At 72.2% G+C, this 19,224-nt stretch carries 15 protein-coding genes and 1 pseudogene; 7 read left to right on the top strand and 9 right to left on the bottom strand.

The window, feature by feature from the left end; all coding sequences use genetic code 11:
- Positions 1–11: 11 nt before the first annotated feature.
- From AC4BEG_RS06170 to AC4BEG_RS06185, 4 genes are read right to left on the bottom strand one after another with little or no spacing between them, the layout of a single operon-like run.
- Complete coding sequence (locus AC4BEG_RS06170) at positions 12–803, bottom strand: CDP-alcohol phosphatidyltransferase family protein (protein ID WP_490704888.1); 792 nt, start codon at positions 801–803, stop codon at positions 12–14.
- Complete coding sequence (locus AC4BEG_RS06175; RefSeq protein ID WP_490704889.1) at positions 769–1,842, bottom strand: iron-containing alcohol dehydrogenase family protein; 1,074 nt, start codon at positions 1,840–1,842, stop codon at positions 769–771. Before AC4BEG_RS06175 ends, AC4BEG_RS06170 begins: the two co-directional genes overlap by 35 nt.
- On the bottom strand, positions 1,830–2,582 hold the full coding sequence (locus AC4BEG_RS06180) for a phosphocholine cytidylyltransferase family protein (protein WP_490704890.1): 753 nt from the start codon (positions 2,580–2,582) through the stop codon (positions 1,830–1,832). Before AC4BEG_RS06180 ends, AC4BEG_RS06175 begins: the two co-directional genes overlap by 13 nt.
- Positions 2,579–4,474: a DUF5941 domain-containing protein gene (locus tag AC4BEG_RS06185; RefSeq protein WP_490706995.1), complete on the bottom strand. Its 1,896-nt coding sequence runs from the start codon at positions 4,472–4,474 to the stop codon at positions 2,579–2,581. Before AC4BEG_RS06185 ends, AC4BEG_RS06180 begins: the two co-directional genes overlap by 4 nt.
- 270 nt (positions 4,475–4,744) lie before the next feature.
- On the opposite strand from AC4BEG_RS06185, the gene galE reads away from it, so the two are divergent.
- The 3 genes from galE (at position 4,745) to idi (ending at position 7,440) form a co-directional block, all read left to right on the top strand.
- Positions 4,745–5,728, top strand: coding sequence for a UDP-glucose 4-epimerase GalE (gene galE, locus AC4BEG_RS06190; protein WP_490704891.1), 984 nt, complete (start codon positions 4,745–4,747; stop codon positions 5,726–5,728).
- Positions 5,729–5,818: 90 nt separating this feature from the next.
- Complete coding sequence (locus AC4BEG_RS06195) at positions 5,819–6,742, top strand: cation diffusion facilitator family transporter (RefSeq protein WP_490704892.1); 924 nt, start codon at positions 5,819–5,821, stop codon at positions 6,740–6,742.
- Positions 6,743–6,828: 86 nt separating this feature from the next.
- A complete protein-coding gene (gene idi, locus AC4BEG_RS06200) occupies positions 6,829–7,440 on the top strand; it encodes an isopentenyl-diphosphate Delta-isomerase (RefSeq protein ID WP_490704893.1) in 612 nt (203 codons plus the stop codon).
- Here idi and AC4BEG_RS06205 read toward each other — a convergent pair.
- Positions 7,415–7,921, bottom strand: coding sequence for an ATP-binding protein (locus AC4BEG_RS06205; protein ID WP_490704894.1), 507 nt, complete (start codon positions 7,919–7,921; stop codon positions 7,415–7,417). The two genes, idi and AC4BEG_RS06205, sit on opposite strands and share 26 nt — an antisense overlap.
- Before the next feature lie 264 nt (positions 7,922–8,185).
- Here AC4BEG_RS06205 and AC4BEG_RS06210 point away from each other — a divergent pair, with 264 nt between their 5' ends.
- The 3 genes from AC4BEG_RS06210 to AC4BEG_RS06220 all read left to right on the top strand — a co-directional run bounded on the left by AC4BEG_RS06210 (position 8,186) and on the right by AC4BEG_RS06220 (position 12,669).
- On the top strand, positions 8,186–8,947 hold the full coding sequence (locus tag AC4BEG_RS06210; RefSeq protein WP_490704895.1) for an enoyl-CoA hydratase/isomerase family protein: 762 nt from the start codon (positions 8,186–8,188) through the stop codon (positions 8,945–8,947).
- 65 nt (positions 8,948–9,012) lie between these two features.
- On the top strand, positions 9,013–9,876 hold the full coding sequence (locus tag AC4BEG_RS06215; protein ID WP_490704896.1) for an SCO6745 family protein: 864 nt from the start codon (positions 9,013–9,015) through the stop codon (positions 9,874–9,876).
- Positions 9,877–10,251: 375 nt separating this feature from the next.
- Positions 10,252–12,669: a Tex family protein gene (locus tag AC4BEG_RS06220; RefSeq protein ID WP_490704897.1), complete on the top strand. Its 2,418-nt coding sequence runs from the start codon at positions 10,252–10,254 to the stop codon at positions 12,667–12,669.
- 81 nt (positions 12,670–12,750) lie between these two features.
- Here AC4BEG_RS06220 and AC4BEG_RS06225 read toward each other — a convergent pair whose 3' ends face one another.
- The 3 genes and pseudogenes from AC4BEG_RS06225 to AC4BEG_RS06235 all read right to left on the bottom strand — a co-directional run bounded on the left by AC4BEG_RS06225 (position 12,751) and on the right by AC4BEG_RS06235 (position 15,954).
- Positions 12,751–14,388 (bottom strand): ABC-F family ATP-binding cassette domain-containing protein, encoded by a 1,638-nt coding sequence (locus AC4BEG_RS06225; protein WP_490704898.1) that lies wholly within the window; start codon positions 14,386–14,388, stop codon positions 12,751–12,753.
- A 220-nt stretch (positions 14,389–14,608) separates the two neighbouring features.
- Positions 14,609–14,794 (bottom strand): annotated as a pseudogene (locus tag AC4BEG_RS06230) (helix-turn-helix domain-containing protein); the annotation flags it as partial.
- 119 nt (positions 14,795–14,913) lie between these two features.
- Positions 14,914–15,954 carry an oxidoreductase gene (locus tag AC4BEG_RS06235; RefSeq protein ID WP_490704899.1) on the bottom strand — a complete coding sequence of 347 codons (1,041 nt, stop codon included), beginning with the start codon at positions 15,952–15,954 and terminating at the stop codon, positions 14,914–14,916.
- A 160-nt stretch (positions 15,955–16,114) separates the two neighbouring features.
- Here AC4BEG_RS06235 and AC4BEG_RS06240 point away from each other — a divergent pair, with 160 nt between their 5' ends.
- Entirely contained in the window at positions 16,115–17,062 is a 948-nt protein-coding gene (locus tag AC4BEG_RS06240; RefSeq protein ID WP_490704900.1) for an FAD-dependent oxidoreductase, read from the top strand.
- Between the two features lie 345 nt (positions 17,063–17,407).
- On the opposite strand, the gene AC4BEG_RS06245 is transcribed toward AC4BEG_RS06240, so the two are convergent.
- A complete protein-coding gene (locus AC4BEG_RS06245) occupies positions 17,408–19,183 on the bottom strand; it encodes a BCCT family transporter (RefSeq protein ID WP_490704901.1) in 1,776 nt (591 codons plus the stop codon).
- Between the last annotated feature and the right edge of the window lie 41 nt (positions 19,184–19,224).

Below are 19,224 nucleotides of genomic sequence, written 5' to 3' on the forward strand. Positions count from 1 at the left end.
CGTGGCGCCGCTCACTTGAGCCTGCTCGACGCGAGGATGGACACGAGGTGAAGAAGGGTTTGCAGGATGGCGATTCCCGCCAGTACGGCAACGCCCAGGCGGGTGAAGTACAGGTCGCCGCGCACCTGGTCCGCGACCGCGGCCGCGAGGATGAGCAGCGACGCCTCGACCCCGAGGACCAGCCGGTGAAACTTCAGCGCCGCGGCCGCCTTGCGGGCCAGCGCCATACCGGACGAGCGCGGTTCGGAAGCCGCCTCCTTGACCGGCGGAAGACCGCCCTGGTGCCGGGCGACACCGACGAGGTCGGTCTCGGCCTTGATCAGGATGGCACCGAGCGCGGCGAGGGTGCCGAGGAAGGCCCACAGCCAGTCGATCCGCCCGGAGCCCCACAGGTCGGCGGCGCGCAGACCGAAGCCGACGAGCACCGCGGCGTCGCACAGGTAGGCGCCGACGCGGTCCAGATACACACCGCTCAGCGAGAACTGCTTCTTCCAGCGGGCTATCTCGCCGTCGACGCAGTCCAGCAGCAGATAGAGCTGGACCATCAGTACCCCGAGCACGGCGCCCGCCACCCCGGGCACCAGCAGGGCCGGGGCGGCGAGGACGCCGAAGACGGTCATCAGATAGGTCAGCTGGTTGGGCGTGACCCGCGTGTTCACCAGGTACCGGTCGCAGCGCAGCGAGATCTCGCGCATGTAGAGGCGCCCGGCCCAGTGCTCACCGCTCCGCCGGTCCTTCACCCCAGCGGGGTGAACGACCGGACGGAGTTCATCCACTGATGGCTTGACTGACTGCTTTGGCATAGTCGGCGTATGCGTCCCTGATCGCGTCGGATGAGAGGTCGAGGTGCTCGAGGATGGTGTACCGCCCGGGGCGGGTCTTCGGAGCGAACTCCACCACCTGCACGAACTCGTCGACGGTGAAGCCGATCTCCTCGGGCAGCACCGGCAGTCCGTGCCGGTGCAGCACCTCGGCCATGAACACCGACTCCTCGTGTGCGCCGCGCAGATGCATCGCGAACGCGCCGCCCAGTCCGCACTGTTCGCCGTGGCTCGCCGCGCGCTTGGGGAAGAGGAGGTCGAAGGCGTGGTTGATCTCGTGGCAGGCACCGGACGCCGGACGGGAGTCGCCCGCTACCGACATGGAGATACCGGTGAGCACCAGACCCTCGGCCAGCACCTGGAGGAAGCCGTCGTCGCCGACGCCGCCCGGGTGGCGCAGTACGGCCTCGCCCGCCTGGCGCGCTATCGCGGCCGCGAGGCCGTCGATCTGCTCGCCGGTCTCGCGGTTGGACAGCTCCCAGTCCGCGACCGCGGAGATGTTGGACAGGGCGTCGCCGATACCGGAGCGGACGAAGCGGACGGGCGCCTCACGGATCACATCGAGGTCGATGACCACGGCGATCGGGTTGGGCACCCCGTACGAGCCGCGGCCGGCGTCGTTGTCGAGGGTCGCGACCGGGGAGCACAGACCGTCGTGCGAGAGGTTGGTGGCGACGGCGACCAGCGGGAGGCCGATCCGCGCCGCGGCGAACTTCGCACAGTCGATGATCTTGCCGCCGCCGAGCCCCACGACCGCGTCGTAGTGGCCGGACTTCATGGCGTCGGCGAGCTTGATCGCGTCGTCCAGAGTGCCGCCGCCGACCTCGTACCAGCTCGCGCCGGGCAGGGCCGGGGCCAGCCGCTCACGCAGTACGGCGCCGGAGCCGCCGCTGATCGCGACGGCCAGCTTGCCGGAGGACGAGATCCGCTGGTCCGCGAGGACGCCCGCGAGGTCGTCCAGCGCGCCCCGGCGGATGTCGACGACGAGCGGCGAGGGGATGAGCCTCGTCAGTACTGGCACGCGATCTCACGGCCCTTCGCCAGATCGTCATGGTTGTCGATCTCGACCCACTTGACCTCGCCGATGGGGGCCACGTCGACCTTGAAGCCGCGGTTGACCAGCTCCTGGTAGCCGTCCTCGTAGTAGAGGTCGGGGTCGCGCTCGAAGGTGGTCTTCAGCGCGTCGGCCAGATCGGCGGCGGCGTCGCCCTCGATCAGGGTGACGCCGATGTACTCACCGGTCGCCTCGGCCGGGTCCATCAGCTTGGTGATCTTCTGGACGCCCTTGGCGGGGTCCACGACGACCTTCATCTCCTCGTCGGCGAGCTGCTTCACCGTGTCCAGCGCGAGGATGATCTTCTGGCCGTTGCCGCGCGCGGCGAGCAGGGTCTTCTCGACGGAGACCGGGTGCACGGTGTCGCCGTTGGCGAGGATCACCGAGTGCTTGATGGCGTCACGGGCGCACCAGAGGGAGTAGGCGTTGTTCCACTCCTCGGCCTTGTCGTTGTCGATCAGGGTGAGCTTGAGGCCGTACCGCTGTTCCAGGGCCTCCTTGCGCTCGTACACGGCCTCCTTGCGGTAGCCGACGACGATCGCGACCTCGGTCAGACCGATCTCCGCGAAGTTGCCGAGGGTCAGATCGAGGACGGTCGTCTCGCCTTCCTTCCCTTCGGGGCCTACGGGCACCAGGGCCTTGGGGAGGGTGTCGGTGTAGGGGCGCAGACGCCGTCCGGCGCCGGCCGCCAGCACGAGGCCGATCATGCGGGTTCTCCTGTTTCGTCGTGTACAGCGGGTGCTCCGGAGGACACCCAGAAGCGGATGCTCTCGATGAGCACCGCCAGCGCGAGGGCCGCCGCGAGTGCGGTCAGCGCGATGGTGAAACCGTGGTTCTGGTCATGCAGCAGGGCGGCGGCGACCGTGACCGCCAGGATCCGCCCCTCGTGCCCGCCGATCGCCCGCACCAGCCAGTGCGGCGGCGCCCCGGTGCCGCCGCGGATGCGGTACACCGTGTCGTAGTGATGGTAGGCGACCGCGGCCACCAGCCCGAAAGCCGCCGGCAAGGCGCCGTTCACCTCCGAGCGGGCGGCCAGGACCAGGATGGTGCCGTATTCGGCGGCACGGAAGACCGGCGGCACCAGCCAGTCCAGCGGGCCGGTGAGAGGCGCGGACACGGCCAGGCCCGCGCAGAGCGCGTACCCGCCGGCCGCGGCCACCGGCAGCCAGCCGCCGGGAGCCGCCGCGGCGCAGGACACCAGCAGCGCGGCCCCGAGGGCGGCGAACAGCGGTGCCAGGAAGCCGCGCGGGCGGCGGGCCGCCGCCTTGGCGATCAGTTCGGCGATCGGGCCCGAGTCGGCCAGCTCGGCGAGGGCGCGCGCCGCGCGCTCGGTGCGCTCGGCGCGGCGGGTGAGCGAACGCAGCACCCGGCCCGCGGTGGTGTAGCAGGCGGCCAGCGCACAGCCGGCGATCAGGACCCAGAAGGTGATGCGAGGGGTGGTGCACGCGGTGAGCACGGCGATCATCGCCCAGCGCTCACCGATCGGCAGCACGATCATCCGGCGCAGCCAGACCGTCCAACCGACGCTGTCGAGGCGGTCGGAGAGGGCTGCGGTGGGGCTGGTGTTGCCGGTGGCGTCGTGGTTGGCCTCGTTGAACGAGAAGTCCACCACATGGCGGCAAGTCTGAAGGACCATCGCGCCCAGGGCGAGCGCCCAGACATCGTCATGGCCGCCGCCGCGGGCGGCGCCGAGGGCGAGCCCCGCGTAGTACGCGTACTCCTTGGCCCGGTCGAACGTCGCGTCCAGCCAGGCGCCGAGCGTGGAGTACTGGAGCGAGTAGCGGGCCAGCTGGCCGTCGGTGCAGTCGAGGACGAACGAGGCGATCAGCAGCACCCCGGCCGCGATGAAGCCGGGCCGAGTGCCGGTGGCCGCGCAGCCCGCCGCGATGAGGGCGGTGAGCAGGGAGGCGGTGGTGACCTGATTGGGGGTCAGTCCGCGCCGGGCGCACCAGCGGGCGATGTAGCGGGAGTAGGGGCTGATGCAGAAGGTGGTGAAGAAGCCGTCCCGCGACTTCACCGCGGTGCGCAGCCGGACGCGCTCGTCGTCCACCGCGTCCACGGCGTCCCGGGTCCGGGCGCGCTCCAGCGCGTCCCCGGGTACGGCGGCGACGAGCACACCGAGCTCGGGACGGTGCGGGGTGATGCCTTCGGCACCGAGGGCGATGGCGAGGTCATCGGGCAGCACCGCGCCGGTGGCCGGTGTCACACCGGCGGCCTGGGCGTCGTGCGGCTCACCGTCGGCGGGGGCCGGGCCGGGGGCCGCGGGCTCCAGGGCCGGGACGGCCGCGGCTTCCGGGGCGGGCGCGGCGGCCGTCACCGCGCGGGTCAGCGCGGTACGGGCCTCGGCCTGGACGGCGAGCGCGCCGGGCACGGCGGCGGCGGGGAAGCGGGGGTCGGTCAGCGCCAGGCGCAGCGCGTGGACGTGGCCCACGAAGCGGGCGTCGACGAGGGCGACCCGCTCGCGCACCGGGACGGCGGCGAGCTCCGCCGCCACTCCGGCCGCGTCGGTCGCCCCGCGCACGTCGAAGCCCAGCGACCGCAGGTCGTCCTCGAGGGACGAACCCGCGACCGGATCACCGGTGAGGATCGCGGTCGACAGACGAACTCACTCCTTGGCAGCTGACATGGTGGCCGTGCCGTCTGACACAGGCCGGGGGCCCTCCGGGCAACGGGCATCGCACGCCCCGGCCCCGGGTGGGGCGGGCGGCACGTCGGCAGAGGCTATCGGATCGAGGGAAGCGCCCGTTCACCGCACATTCATCGCCCGATCGGGGGAACGACCGCTTCCACCCCGCCGTCGATCATCATGGTGGATGGCGGCTGTCCGCGACAAACGCCCGGCCCCGGCGACGGTGGATAGGGTGCGGTCATGACATGGCTGATCACAGGTGGTGCCGGATATATCGGGTCGCATGTTGTGCGGGCCATGGCCGAGGCGGGTGAGCCGGTGGCCGTGCTCGACGACCTGTCCAGCGGCGTCCGGGACCGGCTGCCCGCCGAGGTGCCCGTGGTGCACGGGTCCACGCTCGACCGTGAGCTGCTGGACACCGCCTTCGCCGAGCTCGAGGTGACCGGAGTGGTGCATCTCGCGGCGAAGAAGCAGGTCGGGGAGTCCGTGGAGCAGCCGCTGCGCTACTACCGGGAAAACGTGCACGGACTCACGGTGCTGCTGGAGGCGGTGGTCGCGGCCGGGATCCGCAACTTCCTCTTCTCCTCCTCCGCCGCGGTCTACGGCATGCCGGATGTGGAACTGGTCACCGAGGACCTGCCCTGTGCGCCGATGAACCCGTACGGGGAGACCAAGCTGGCCGGAGAGTGGCTGGTCAGAGCGGTGGGCCAGGCGCATGCACTGAACACCGCCTGTCTGCGCTACTTCAATGTGGCGGGTGCCACCCGGCCCGAGCTGGCGGACACCGGGGTGTTCAACATCATCCCGATGATGTTCGAGCGGATCACCCATGGCGAGGCTCCGCGGATCTTCGGCGATGACTACGCCACCCCCGACGGCACCTGCGTCCGTGACTACATCCATGTCGAGGATCTGGCCTCGGCCCATCTGGCGGTGGCCCGGCGGCTGGCCGCCCAGCCGGAGCCGGGCGATCTGACCGTGAACATCGGCACCGGTCAGGGGGTCTCGGTGCGCGAGATGGCCGATCTGATCGGTGAGATCTCCGGCCGTCCGGAGCTCGGCCCGGTGGTGGAGCCGCGCCGGGCGGGCGATCCGGCCCGGGTCGTGGGATCCACCGAACTGATCGCCAAGGAGCTGGGCTGGAGCGCCCGGCACGGGGTCCGCGCGATGGTGGAGTCGGCATGGGAAGGGTGGTGTCTGCACCACCCCGAGGCGCGCGGCTGACCCGTGCGGCGCGGCTGACCGCCGGTCCCGCCCGCGGCCGTAGTTCACTGGTGAAAAGGGACCGCGGTGCGGGAGGAGGGCCGTCGACACATGGGCGCGGGTCACGACCACGGCCGCGGCCTCGCCACCGCGGGCGCCGCGCACCGGTGGCGGCTGCGGATCGCGCTGGCCATCACCCTGGCGGTGCTGGCCGTGGAGGTCGTCGGCGGGCTGCTCGCGGACTCGCTCGCGCTGCTGGCGGACGCCGGGCACATGGCGACGGACGCGCTCGGTCTTGCGATGGCGCTGCTGGCGATCCACTTCGCGGGCCGTCCGCCGAGCCCGCGCCGTACGTACGGCTATGCCCGCGCGGAGATCCTGGCCGCGCTCGGCAACTGTCTGCTGCTGTTCGGTGTCGGCGGCTACATCCTCTACGAGGCGGTGCTGCGGTTTCTGCACCCCGTGCCCACCGACGGCGGGCTGACGATCGTCTTCGGCGCCATCGGCCTGGCCGCGAACGCGGTGTCGCTGGCGCTGCTGCTCGGTGGACGGCGGGAGAGCCTGAACGTCCGCGGCGCGTATCTGGAGGTGCTGGCGGACGCGCTGGGTTCGGTGGCGGTCCTGGTGTCGGCCGGGATCATTTTGGCCACCGGCTGGCGGACGGCCGATCCGATCGCCTCACTGCTGATCGCGCTCATGATCGTCCCGCGTACCGTCGCACTGCTCCGGGAGACCCTGAACGTCCTGCTGGAGGCGGCGCCGCGGGATGTCGACATGGACGCGATCCGCGCTCATATCCTCGCCCTCCCTGGTGTCGAGGGGCTGCACGATCTCCATGTCTGGACGATCACCTCGGGGATGCCGGTGCTCTCCGCCCATGTGGTGGTCGACCGGCGGGCGCTGGGCACGGTGGGCCACGAGAGCATGCTGCACGCCCTCCAGGGCTGCCTGGGGCAGCATTTCGACGTCGGGCACTGCACGTTCCAGCTGGAACCGGTTGGGCATGCTGACCATGAAGCCAAGCTGTGCCACTGACGCGATCTTGCTGTGCCACTGACGCGATCTTGAGGCGCAGATGCGGCAGACTTGGACGCTCACGAGTCGGAACTACGAGGATGGTCATGCCGATCACACCGCCCAACGGCCGCTCCGCCGAGACCGCAGCGCCCCCCGCGCCGAGCGGTTCCGCCGACCCGATCATGCTCGAGTTGGTCGACGAGGACGGCACGACGATCGGCACCGCGGAGAAGCTCTCCGCGCATCTGCCCCCGGGGCGGCTGCACCGGGCCTTCTCGGTCTTCCTCTTCGACGAGGCCGGGCGGCTGCTGTTGCAGCGGCGGGCGCTGGGCAAGTACCACTCCCCCGGTGTCTGGTCCAACACCTGCTGCGGCCACCCCTACCCCGGTGAGCCGCCGTTCGTGGCGGCGGCCCGGCGTACCGGTGAGGAGCTGGGCATCGGGCCCGCGCTGCTGAGCGAGGCGGGCACGGTCCGCTACAACCACCCGGACCCGGCCTCCGGCCTGGTCGAGCAGGAGTACAACCACCTCTTCGCGGGGCTGGTCCGGGCGGCTCCCCGCCCGGATCCGCTGGAGATCGGCGAGACCGCCTTCGTCACCCCGGACGAGCTGGCGCGGCTGCGTGCGGACCATCCGTTCTCGGCCTGGTTCCCGACCGTGCTGGACGCGGCCCGTCCGGCGATCCGCGAGCTCACCGGGGCGGCCGCGGGCTGGTAGCGGCCCCGGCCCCGAGCAGCGGCAGGGCGGCCCAGACCGCCTTGCCGCCGCCGGCGGTGTGGTCCACGTCGTAGATCCCGCCCGCCTCCTCGGCGATCGCCTGGACCAGCAGCAGTCCGCGCCCGCCGGTGCCGCCCTGGTCCGCCGCGAGCGCCACCGGGCGGTACGGATGGTTGTCCTCGACGGCGATGCGGACCCAGTCCTGGCCGATGGACACCTCGACGGCGATCTCCGGTGAGAGCAGCGCGGCGTGCCGGACCGCGTTGGTGACCAGTTCGGAGACGATCAGCAGCAGATCTGGCATCAACTCGCCGTAGGCGGGCACCCGCTGACGGGTCAACAGTTCGCGCACCGCGTGCCGGGCCTGCGGTACGGAGGAGTCGAGGGCCGGGGCCGTGAACCGCCACACCCCGTCGTAGACGGGAGGTCTGCGCGGTGGCGCATGTCCCTGCTCCGAGGGGACTCTTCCGACGATCTCCATGTCCGATACCCACCCATCGCCACGGCCCGACCACCACTCCCGTCGAGTGTTGGGAATGCTTTGGTACGGACCGGCGAACTGACCAGAAGTTAACGTCTATCGACCGGTTTTGATCGTTGGCGTATGCCAGCGTCACAGGAAGGATCGTTCCCGCCCAGCTGAGGGGCCACCCTGGTGAACATCCCTCAACCGGACCCGAAGCCGGGGTGCGGGCGATGCCGGTACGCCGAAGCGGCGGGGGCCGGCCCGGATACGATCCGCCGCATGGAGCCCTGTCTGCACCACCGTGTCACCGACGGCATAGCGACCGTCGTCATCAGCAACCCCGCCAAGCGCAATGCGATGACCCCCGGCATGTGGCACGCCCTCCCCCCGCTGCTGACCCGGCTCGCCGTCGACCCGGAGGTCCGGGCGCTGGTGCTCACCGGCGACGGGGACACCTTCTGCGCGGGCGCCGACATCGGCGCGCTGAGCACGACCTTCGAGGAGACCACCGGGGCCGCGCTGCCCGCCGAGGAGGCCCTCGCCGCCTTCCCGAAGCCGACCCTCGCCGCCGTGCGCGGCTCCTGTGTGGGCGGCGGCTGTCAGCTCGCGGCCGCCTGCGATCTGCGGTTCGCGGAGGAGGGCGCGCGGTTCGGGATCACCCCGGCCAAGCTGGGGATCGTCTACGCCCCCGGCTCCACCCGGCGGCTGGTGGAGCTGGTCGGACCCGCGACCGCGAAGTACCTGCTGTTCTCCGGCGAGCTGATCGGCACCGAGCGGGCGCTGCGCACCGGGCTGGTGGACGAGGTGCTTCCGGTGGGCGGTCTGGACAAGCGGGTGGCGGAGTTCGCCCAGGTGCTGATCTCTCGTTCGCAGCTCACCCAGGCGGCGGCGAAGGAGTTCGCGGCCCCCGGTCCGGTGGCTCCGGAGCGGGCGGCGTACTGGCGGGAGCAGGCGCGGACGAGCGGTGAGGCCGAGGAGGGCGTGGCCGCGTTCCTCGGCCGCCGCGCACCGCGTTTCCGCTGGCTGCCCCCGGTGGAATGAAGCGGGCGTCCACCGGGTGAAATCGGGCCTTCCGGCTCCCCTTACCTGCGGGTAACGTGCGGCACATGACCTCATTGCCCGAGCGTGCCGCACGCCACTGCCACTCCGTTGTCAACCCGCTCCACTCGGCCGTCTACTTCGCCCCGGACTACGGCCACGAACTCGCCCGGCTGGGCATGGAGGATCGCGGGGCCGTCTACTTCGTGGGCCGCGCGGCGGCGTTCGGCCGGGTCGGCGCGGGGACCGTCACCGCCACCTTCTTCAACTTCAAGCACGAGCTGATCGCCCGTCATCTCCCCAAGGTATGGGATGTGGTCTCCCCCGAGGCCGCCTTGGAGGCCCGGCTGCGCGCGGCCGACTCGGTGCTGCGGCGGGTGCTCGGCGACGAGGCCGTCGCCTCCAAGGAGATGGCCGAGGCGGCGGAGCTGGCCCTGCGCGCCACGGAGGCGTGCTCACGCGCCGCACGACCCCTGTACTCCGCGCACGCCGATCTGGCCACTCCGGACGCCCCGCATCTGGCGTTCTGGCACGCCGCCACGCTGCTGCGCGAGCACCGCGGCGACAGCCATCTGATGACCCTGGTCGGCGCCGGGCTCGACGGACTGGAGGCGCTGGCCAGCCATACGGCGACCGGCAAGGGCATGTCCCCCCAGTGGATCCTGCGCACCCGCGGCTGGAGCGAGGAGGAGTGGACGGCGGCCCAGGGCCGGCTGCGCGAGCGGGGTCTGCTGACCGCCGACAACGAGCTGACGGACGCGGGCACGCAGCTGCGCGCCACGCTGGAGGACGAGACGGACCGCCTGGACGCGGCGCCGTACGAGCACCTGGGCGCGGCGGGGGTGGCCCGGCTGACCGAGCTGGCCGGGGCCTTCACCACGACCGCCCTGGAGCGCGGCGCCTTCCCGGCCGACCTTCTCGGCAAGCGCTGACCCACCCACGACGGCGGACGCCCCGGCCGCCCGCGACCCTCTGGTCGTGGGCGGCCGGGGTTTGTGATGAGCGGGGGTTTGTCGTGAGCCAGGGTTTGTGGTGAGCGGGGGTTTGTCGTGAGCCAGGGTTTGTGGTGAGCGGGGGTTTGTCGTGAGCGGGCCGGGATACCCGGGGACCGTGCGCGATCGGTCGCCCGGAACCGGGTGCTCAACCGCGCGCCGCGCACGCCGGCGAGTGCCCGTGCTCCGCGTGCGTACGGCGCCCGGCTGCGGCCGCCGATCCCCCGCCCCGCCGTAATCCCTCGGCCGCGACCGCTTCGTCGGTGCCACCTGCCACAATGCAGAGGCAGTGCAGACCGAAAGCGGAGCGTGATCGTGACGACGTCCATCGAAGGCAGGATCGCCGAGGAACTCGGCGTACGGGAACGGCAGGTCAAGGCCGCCGTCGAGCTGCTCGACGGCGGCTCCACCGTGCCGTTCATCGCGCGCTACCGCAAGGAAGCGACGGAGATGCTCGACGACGCGCAGCTGCGTTCCCTCGAGGAGCGGCTGCGCTATCTGCGGGAGCTGGAGGAGCGCCGCACCGCGATCCTCGAATCGGTGCGGTCCCAGGGCAAGCTGGACGAGGCCCTGGAGGCGCAGATCCGCGGCGCCGACTCCAAGGCGCGGCTGGAGGACATCTACCTCCCCTTCAAGCCCAAGCGCCGCACCAAGGCACAGATCGCGCGGGAAGCGGGTCTGGAGCCGCTGGCCGACGGACTGTTGGGCGACCCGTCCGTGGAGCCCACCGCCGCCGCGGCCGCCTTCGTGGACGCCGAGAAGGGCGTCGCGGACCCCGCCGCCGCGCTGGAGGGCGCGCGGGCCATCCTCACCGAGCGGTTCGGGGAGGACGCGGACCTCATCGGTGAGCTGCGCGAGCGGATGTGGGAGCGCGGCCGGGTCGCCACCAAGGTGCGGGAGGGCAAGGAGGAGGCGGGCGCCAAGTTCGCCGACTACTTCGACTTCGCCGAGCCGTTCACCGAGTTGCCCTCGCACCGGGTGCTGGCGATGTTCCGCGGTGAGAAGGAGGAGGTCCTCGACCTCGCGCTGGAGCCCGCCGCGCCGGGCGACGAGCCGGAGGACGGCCGCACCTCGTACGAGCAGGCCATCGCCGCGCGCTTCGGCGTAGCGGACCGCGGCCGGCCGGCCGACGCGTGGCTGCTCGACACGGTCCGCTGGGCCTGGCGCACCCGGGTCCTGGTCCACCTCGGCATCGATCTGCGGCTGCGGCTGCGGCAGGCCGCGGAGGACGAGGCGGTGCGCGTCTTCGCCACCAATCTGCGCGATCTGCTGCTCGCCGCCCCGGCGGGCACCCGCGCCACGATGGGCTTGGACCCCGGCTTCCGCACGGGTGTGAAGGTGGCCGTCGTGGATGCCACCGGCAAGGTCGCGGCCACCGACACCATCTACCCGCATGTGCCGCGCAACCAGTGGGACGAGGCCCTGGACAAGCTGGCCCGGCTGGCGCGTCAGCACGACGTCGAGCTGATCGCGATCGGCAATGGCACCGCCTCCCGCGAGACCGACAAGCTGGCGGGCGAGCTGTGCGCCAAGCACCCCGAGCTGAAGCTCACCAAGGTCATGGTCTCGGAGGCGGGCGCCTCGGTGTACTCGGCCTCGGCCTTCGCCTCCCAGGAGCTGCCGGACCTCGATGTCTCGCTGCGCGGCGCGGTCTCCATCGCCCGCCGCCTCCAGGACCCGCTGGCCGAGCTGGTGAAGATCGACCCCAAGTCGATCGGGGTCGGCCAGTACCAGCACGACCTGTCCGAGGTGAAGCTCTCCCGCTCGCTGGACGCGGTGGTCGAGGACTGTGTGAACGGCGTCGGGGTGGACGTCAACACGGCCTCCGCCCCGCTGCTCAGCCGGGTCTCCGGGATCGGCGCCGGGCTCGCGGAGAACATCGTCGCCCACCGCGACACCAACGGCCCCTTCCGCAGCCGTACCGCCCTCAAGGACGTGTCCCGGCTCGGCCCGAAGGCGTACGAGCAGTGCGCGGGCTTCCTGCGGATCCGCGGCGGCGACGACCCGCTGGACGCCTCCAGCGTGCACCCCGAGGCGTATCCGGTGGTGCGCAGGATGGTCGGCTCGGCGGGCGGCGAGGTGACCTCGCTGATCGGCAACACCGCGGTGCTGCGGAGCCTGCGCCCGGACGACTTCGTGGACGACGCCTTCGGTCTGCCCACGGTCACCGACATCCTCAAGGAGCTGGAGAAGCCAGGTCGCGACCCTCGACCGGCGTTCAAGACGGCCACGTTCAAGGAGGGCGTCGAGAAGATCGGCGACCTCTCGGCGGGGATGGTCCTGGAAGGGGTCGTCACCAACGTGGCCGCGTTCGGGGCGTTCGTGGACGTCGGCGTCCACCAGGACGGTCTGGTGCATGTGTCCGCGATGTCGAAGACGTTCGTCAAGGACCCGCGGGACGTGGTGAAGCCCGGGGACATCGTGCGCGTGAAGGTCCTGGATGTGGACATCCCGCGCAAGCGGATCTCGCTGACGCTGCGGCTGGACGACGAGGCGCAGTCCGGCGGTGGCCGACAGGGCGGCGGACGCGGGGACGGCCAGCGCGGCGGCAGACGCGGGGACAGCAGGCAGGGCGGCGGACGTGGCGAGGGCGGCCAGGGCCGCCGTCAGGACCGGCCGCGCCGGGGTGCACCGCAGCAGCGCCAGGGCGGCAACCGCGGCGGCGCACCGGTCAACGGCGCGATGGCCGACGCGCTGCGGCGGGCGGGCCTGCTGGGCCCGGACGGCAAGTGACGTGTGGGCGGCGGGGTTTCCTCCCCGCCGCCCACAGCCTCTCCGTCGGCCGCCGGGCGGATCACGCGAGTTCGCCCGGGTTCAGCGCTCCGTCACACGTCCCGCCACGACCTCCACGCGGCGCGTGACCCGCACCGCGTCCAGCATCCGGCGGTCGTGGGTGACCAGCAGCAGCGTGCCCTCGTACGACGCGAGGGCCGATTCGAGCTGTTCGATCGCCGCGAGGTCGAGGTGGTTCGTGGGCTCGTCCAGGACCAGGAGGTTCACACCGCGGGCCTGGAGCAGGGCCAGCGCCGAACGTGTCCGCTCCCCCGGAGACAGCGTGGAGGCGGGCCGCAGCACATGGGCCGCCTTCAGCCCGAACTTGGCCAGCAGGGTCCGTACGGCCGCGGGCTCCAGCTCCGGCACCGCCGCGCCGAACGCGTCCAGCAGCGATTCCCCGCCGTAGAACAGCGCACGGGCCTGGTCGACCTCGCCGACCACCACACCCGGGCCGAGCGCCGCCGCCCCCGCGTCCAGCGGGAGCCGGCCGAGCAGGGCGGCCAGCAGGGTCGACTTGCCGGAGCCGTTCGCCCCGGTCACCGCGACCCGGTCCGCCCAGTCGACCTGGAGGTCGACCGGGCCGAAGTGGAAGTCGCCGCGCCGCACTTCGGCGCCGCGCAGGGTCGCCACGACCGCGCCCGCGCGCGGCGCCGCGGCGATCTCCATCCGCAGCTCCCACTCCTTGCGCGGCTCCTCGACCGCCTCCAGACGCTCGATGAGCCGGTCGGTCTGACGCGCCTTCGCCGCCTGCTTCTCGGTGGCCTCGACGCGGGCGTTCCGCCCGATCTTGTCGCCGTCGGGGGCCTTGCGGCGGGCGTTCTTGACGCCCTTCTCCATCCAGGCGCGCTGGGTGCGGGCCCGTGCCTCCAGCGTGGCGCGGGTGTCCGCGTACTCCTCGTAGCGCTCGCGGGCGTGCCGCCGGGCGGTCTCGCGCTCCTCCAGATAGGCCGCGTAACCACCGCCGTAGAGGTTCACCACCTGCTGGGCGAGGTCGAGTTCCAGGACCTTGTCGACGGTGCGGGTGAGGAATTCGCGGTCGTGGCTGACCAGCACCGTCCCGGCGCGCAGCCCGGTGACGAAGCTCTCCAGCCGCCCCAGTCCGTCGAGGTCGAGGTCGTTCGTCGGCTCGTCGAGCAGAAAGACGTCGTACCGGCTGAGCAGCAGTGAGGCGAGTCCGGCGCGAGCGGCCTGCCCGCCCGAGAGGGCGGTCATGGGCCGCTCCAGGGAGATGTCGAGGCCCAGCGAGGCGGCGACCTCGTCCGCGCGCTCGTCGAGGTCGGCGGCGCCGAGCCCGAGCCAGCGCTCGAGGGCGACGGCGTACGCGTCGTCCGCGCCGGACGCGCCGTCGACCAGCGCCTGGGTGGCGGCATCGAGTTCGGCCTGCGCGGCGGCGACCCCGGTACGGCGGGCCAGGAAGGCCCGTACGGTCTCCTCGGGGCGCCGCTCGGGCTCCTGCGGCAGATGGCCCACGGTCGCATGCGGCGGGCTGAGCCGCACCGCGCCGCCCTCGGGGTCGGTCAGCCCGGCCAGCAGCCGCAGCAGGGTGGACTTCCCGGCGCCGTTGACCCCGACGAGGCCGATGACATCGCCGGGGGCGACGACGAGGTCGAGACCGGAGAAGAGGGTGCGGTCGCCGTGGCCCGCGGCGAGGTCCTTGGCGACGAGGGTGGCAGTCACAAGCGGCGATCCTAATCGCCGGGCCGGGGCGTTGCCGCCGGGTTTTCCGCCCCCGGCGCCGCGGGACCGCCTGAGCGGCTTCGCTGAAGTCCGGTGCGGTTCGGGTGCGCCCCGAAGGGGCGCGGGGCTTGTCGATGTGCGGCTCCGCCGCGGCTCTGTCGATGTGCGGCTCCGCCGCGTGGGCGACCGGCCACGACGCGGCCGCAGACGCATGACGGCACCTCGCGGCACGTCCCGCGGAGCGCGCTGTGCCGTGACGGCGGTAGCGGTGGGCCCAGCGGGCGGCGGTGGTGTGGCTGACCTGGAACCGTTCGGCGGCTCGCCGCAGAGGCCAGCCGTCGTCGACGACGCACCGGGCCAGACGCAGCCTGCCGGTCGGAGTCAGCGGGGCGTTACGGTGGATCACGAGGGCCTCCTGCGTGCCGGTGGTAGATGTCGCAATCCACACCGAAACCAGAGGCCCTCGCCTCGTTCAAGGACCACTCAGGGCGTGTCACCTGTCACCAACGTCCCCGGACCACACACCTAGCGCACCACGGGAGTCACCAGCACCGCGTCCCGGGTACGGGCGACGACGTACGCCTCGCCGCGCACGGCGCGGGCGTCCAGGGTGAGGCGATGGGTGCCCGGCCCCAGCGGGCCGTCGAACACCTCGCGCGTCCGCGGGCGGGAGAAACGGTCCAGGCGGTGGGCCACCAGCCGGACCCGGCACGGGGACGCCACCTCGACGACCGCCTCGGTGCCCGACGCATGCACACCGGTGAGCCTGCGGCGGTCGAACGGCCTGCGGTCCAGGGCCTGTTCCACCTGGGCGACCAGCAGCGGGACGATGGGCGCGAGCCCGGTCAGGAAGACCACGTCGGCCCGCGCCGCCGCGCAGGCGTCCCGCACCGCGTCGCGTTGGTCCCGGCCCACCGTGCGGCAGAAGACCACCGCACCGTACTTGCGCAGCTCGTCGGGGTGCGCCCCCGCCGCGTCGAGGGTGATCTCGGCGCCGATGCCGATGCGCCGCAGCGCGGCGGCCAGCTTGGCGAGGACGGCGGCGCGGCGGCCGACGAGCAGCACCCGGGGCGCCGGACGGCTGTCCGGGCCGTCGTCGGCGAGCAGCCGCTTCAGCTCGGTGCGGTACTGGTCGCCGTGGAAGCGGTAGGGGCCGACGCCGTGGAAGCCGTCGCGTTCGGCGTCGGGGGCGGTGTGGGCCGTCTGCCAGGCGAAGTCCCGCCAGACCACGTCCGGTCCATCCCGCTCGATGACGGCGGTGACCGCTCCGCACTCCAGGGCCTCGCACTCCGGACAGCCGTAGATCACGGACCGGCCCCCGTCGAGCGGTGGGTCCGTCTCCAGCAGCAGTCCGCGGACCCGCTCGGTGAAGACGGCGGGGTCGAGGTCGGAGGTGAGCGGCGAGACGGTATCGAGATCGTCGAGGTCGTCGAGGCACGACAGCAGCGAGCTGCCGTCCACGGTGAAGTCCACGAAATCACGGTGCAGTTGATACGCGCCGTCGGCCAGGACACCGCCGGGGCGGACGGCCGGTGTCAGTCCGAAGGTCACGTACTCGGAGGTCATGGCCCAAGTATTCCCTCATCGGAGCATGGAGACCGCGACTCGCCTGTATAGCGGCCGATCAGGGATATATCCGGAGTAGGGAGGAATGAGGAGGGGCGCGCGGGACGCGGCGGGGCACGGCCTGGCGCCGGACCCCCACCCCGGAGATAGCCTCCGGGGCATGCCATGCGACGCGATTGTCATCGGCGCTGGGGTCATTGGCCTGACCAGCGCCATCGTGCTGGCCGAGGGTGGCCGCCGGGTGGCGGTGTGGAGCCGCGACCCGGCCGGGCGCACCACCTCGGCGGTAGCCGGAGGGCTGTGGTGGCCGTACCGCATCGAGCCGGAGGAGCAGGTGGCCGCCTGGTCCGTCGACGCGCTGCATACGTTCACCGAGTTGGCCGCCCGGCCGGAGGAGACCGGGGTCCGGCTCGCCGAGGGGACACAGGCGGGGATCGGCGTCGAGGAGCTGGGGACCTGGGCGGCGGAGGTGCCGGGGCTCCGCCCGGCGCGCCCCGACGAGCTGCCGGAGGGCTTCTCGGCGGGGCTGCGGGCACGTGTTCCGCTGGTCGACATGCCGACATACCTCGGCTATCTGGGACGGCGTCTGGAGGCGGCGGGCGGCACGGTCGAGCAGCGCACCGTGACCTCCCCGGCCGAGGCCACGGCCATCGCCCCGCTCGTGGTCAACTGCACCGGCCTGGGCGCGCGGGAGCTGGTGCCGGACACCGGGGTGCACCCGGTGCAGGGGCAGCTGGTGGTCGTGGAGAACCCGGGGGTCGAGGAGTGGCTGGTGGCCGCGGACGACGATTCCCCTGACACCCTGTACGCCCTGCCGCAGCCGTACGGGCTGGTGCTCGGCGGCACCGCACGCGAGAACGCCTGGGGCCTGGAGCCGGACCCGGCGACGGCCGCGGCGATCGTCGCCCGCTGCGCCCGTGTGCACCCGCGGGTGGCGGACGCGCGGGTGCTGGCCCACCGGGTGGGCCTGCGCCCGGCACGCTCCCGGGTGCGGCTGGAGAGTGAGCAACTGCCGGACGGGGCCCGCGTCGTACACAACTACGGACACGGCGGCGCGGGCATCACCGTGTCCTGGGGCTGCGCCCACGAGGCCGCCCGCCTGGCCTGACCGGATCGGGCTGCCTGGTCCCGCGCGCCGGGCCGTGGCCCCAACCGGCAGCCACCGGGCGGCGCGCACCCTGGCCTCGCGGCCCGGGACCGGCCGAGGCGATCGCCGCCCGTCCGCCGCGCCCGTGTGCATCCCCGGGTGGCAAACGCGCGGGTGCGGCTGGAGAGCGAGCAACTGCCGGACGTCGCCCTGCCGTCGACTCGGTGGAGGACGTGGCCCATGCCCCGCCAAGCCGCCGTCGGCGTCAACCGGCCGGTGGTGGGCGGGACATGCGTACGGCCCGTCCCGGTGGTGTCATACCGGGACGGGCCGTACGGGACCTGCCGCCCGTGGCGGCGGGCGGGGTTACACCTTGCCCGCGGGGGCGGGGGCGGGGTCGACCGGGACGTCCGCGACGTCGCCGTCCTGCGCCGGGTCGGTCGGGGTGGCCGGGCCGATCCGGAGCTCGAACTCGCCGTCGTACTTCTCGTGTCCGGCGATGACGGCCATCTCGACCGCCGCCTCGCCCTTCTCGCCCCGGACGATCAGCGGGTCACTGCGCAGATCCCGCATCAGGGCCCAACAGAGCCCCACCATCACCAGGGTGAACGGCGCGGCCACCAGGATCGTCAGATTCTGGAGCCCCTGCAACGCGTCGTCGCCGCCACCGCCGATCATCAGCATGATGGCCGCGACGCCACCGGTGACCACACCCCAGAAGACCACCACGAACCGGGTGGGTTCGAAGGCGCCCTTCTGCGAGAGCGTGCCCATCACGATGGACGCCGCGTCGGCGCCGGAGACGAAGAAGATGCCGACGAGGACCATCACCAGGACGCTCATCACACCCGCGATCGGGTACTGGTCGAGCACCCCGAAGAGCTGACCCTCGGGGGTGGTCTCCTTGCCCAGCCGGCCCGCGGCCTCCAGCTTCATCGCCGAACCGCCGAAGATCGCGAACCACAGCAGACTGACGGTGCTCGGCACCAGGATCACACCGCCCACGAACTGCCGGATGGTGCGGCCGCGGCTGATGCGGGCGATGAACATGCCGACGAACGGCGTCCAGGAGATCCACCAGGCCCAGTAGAAGACCGTCCAGCTGCTCAGCCAGTCGGCGACCGACTTGCCGCCGGTAGCCTCGGTGCGGCCCATGAGCTGGGGCAGATCGCCGAGGTAACTGCCGATCGAGGTGGGCAGCAGATCGAGGATGATGATCGTCGGGCCCGCGACGAACACAAAGACGGCCAGGAACAGCGCCAGCACCATATTGATGTTGGACAGCCACTGGATGCCCTTGGCGACACCGGACACCGCGGAGGCGATGAACGCCGCCGTGAGGATCGCGATGACGGCCACGAGCAGCGAGGTGCCCACATCGCTCTTCCAGCCCAGCACCTCGACACCGCTGCCGATCTGGAGCGCGCCCAGACCCAGCGAGGCGGCGGAGCCGAAGAGGGTGGCGAAGATGGCGAGGATGTCGATGACCCGGCCGGCCGCGCCGTTGGCGTGGCGCCGGCCGATGAGCGGGGTGAAGACGGCGCTGATGGTCTGGCGACGGCCGCGCCGGAAGGTGCTGTACGCGATGGCCAGACCGACCACCGCGTAGATCGCCCACGGGTGCAGTGTCCAGTGGAAGAGCGTGGTCGACATGGCGGTTTCCATCGCCTCGGCCGCGCCCTTGGGGTCGGTGCCCGGCGGCGGGCTCACGAAGTGCGACAGCGGTTCGCTCACGCCGTAGAACATCAACCCGATGCCCATGCCCGCGCTGAACATCATCGCGACCCATGAGACGGTGCGGAATTCGGGCTCCTCGCCCTCCTCGCCGAGGGTGATCTTGCCGTAGCGGCTCATGGCCAGCCACAGCGCGAAGATCACAAAGCCCGACGCGGCGAGGACAAAAGCCCACCCGCCGTTGTGGATCAGCCCGGACAGCAGGTCCGCCGACGCGTCCTCCAGGGTGTCGGTGGCGGCCGCACCCCAGACGACGAAGGCGAGCGTGAGCGCGGCGGAGACGCCGAATACCACGCGGTCCGTCTGGGGGGCCGGGGACTGCTCCGGGCTCCCCGGACTTCCGGTCTTACCTGTTGTACCCGGAGGACCGCCCTTGGCGTCCCCCGTGGTCTTACCTGTCTCCGTCACGCAAAAACCTTTCACAGGATGTTCAACGACGTTTTGATCAA

Source organism: Streptomyces sp. JLBJ103 (assembly GCF_058215575.1).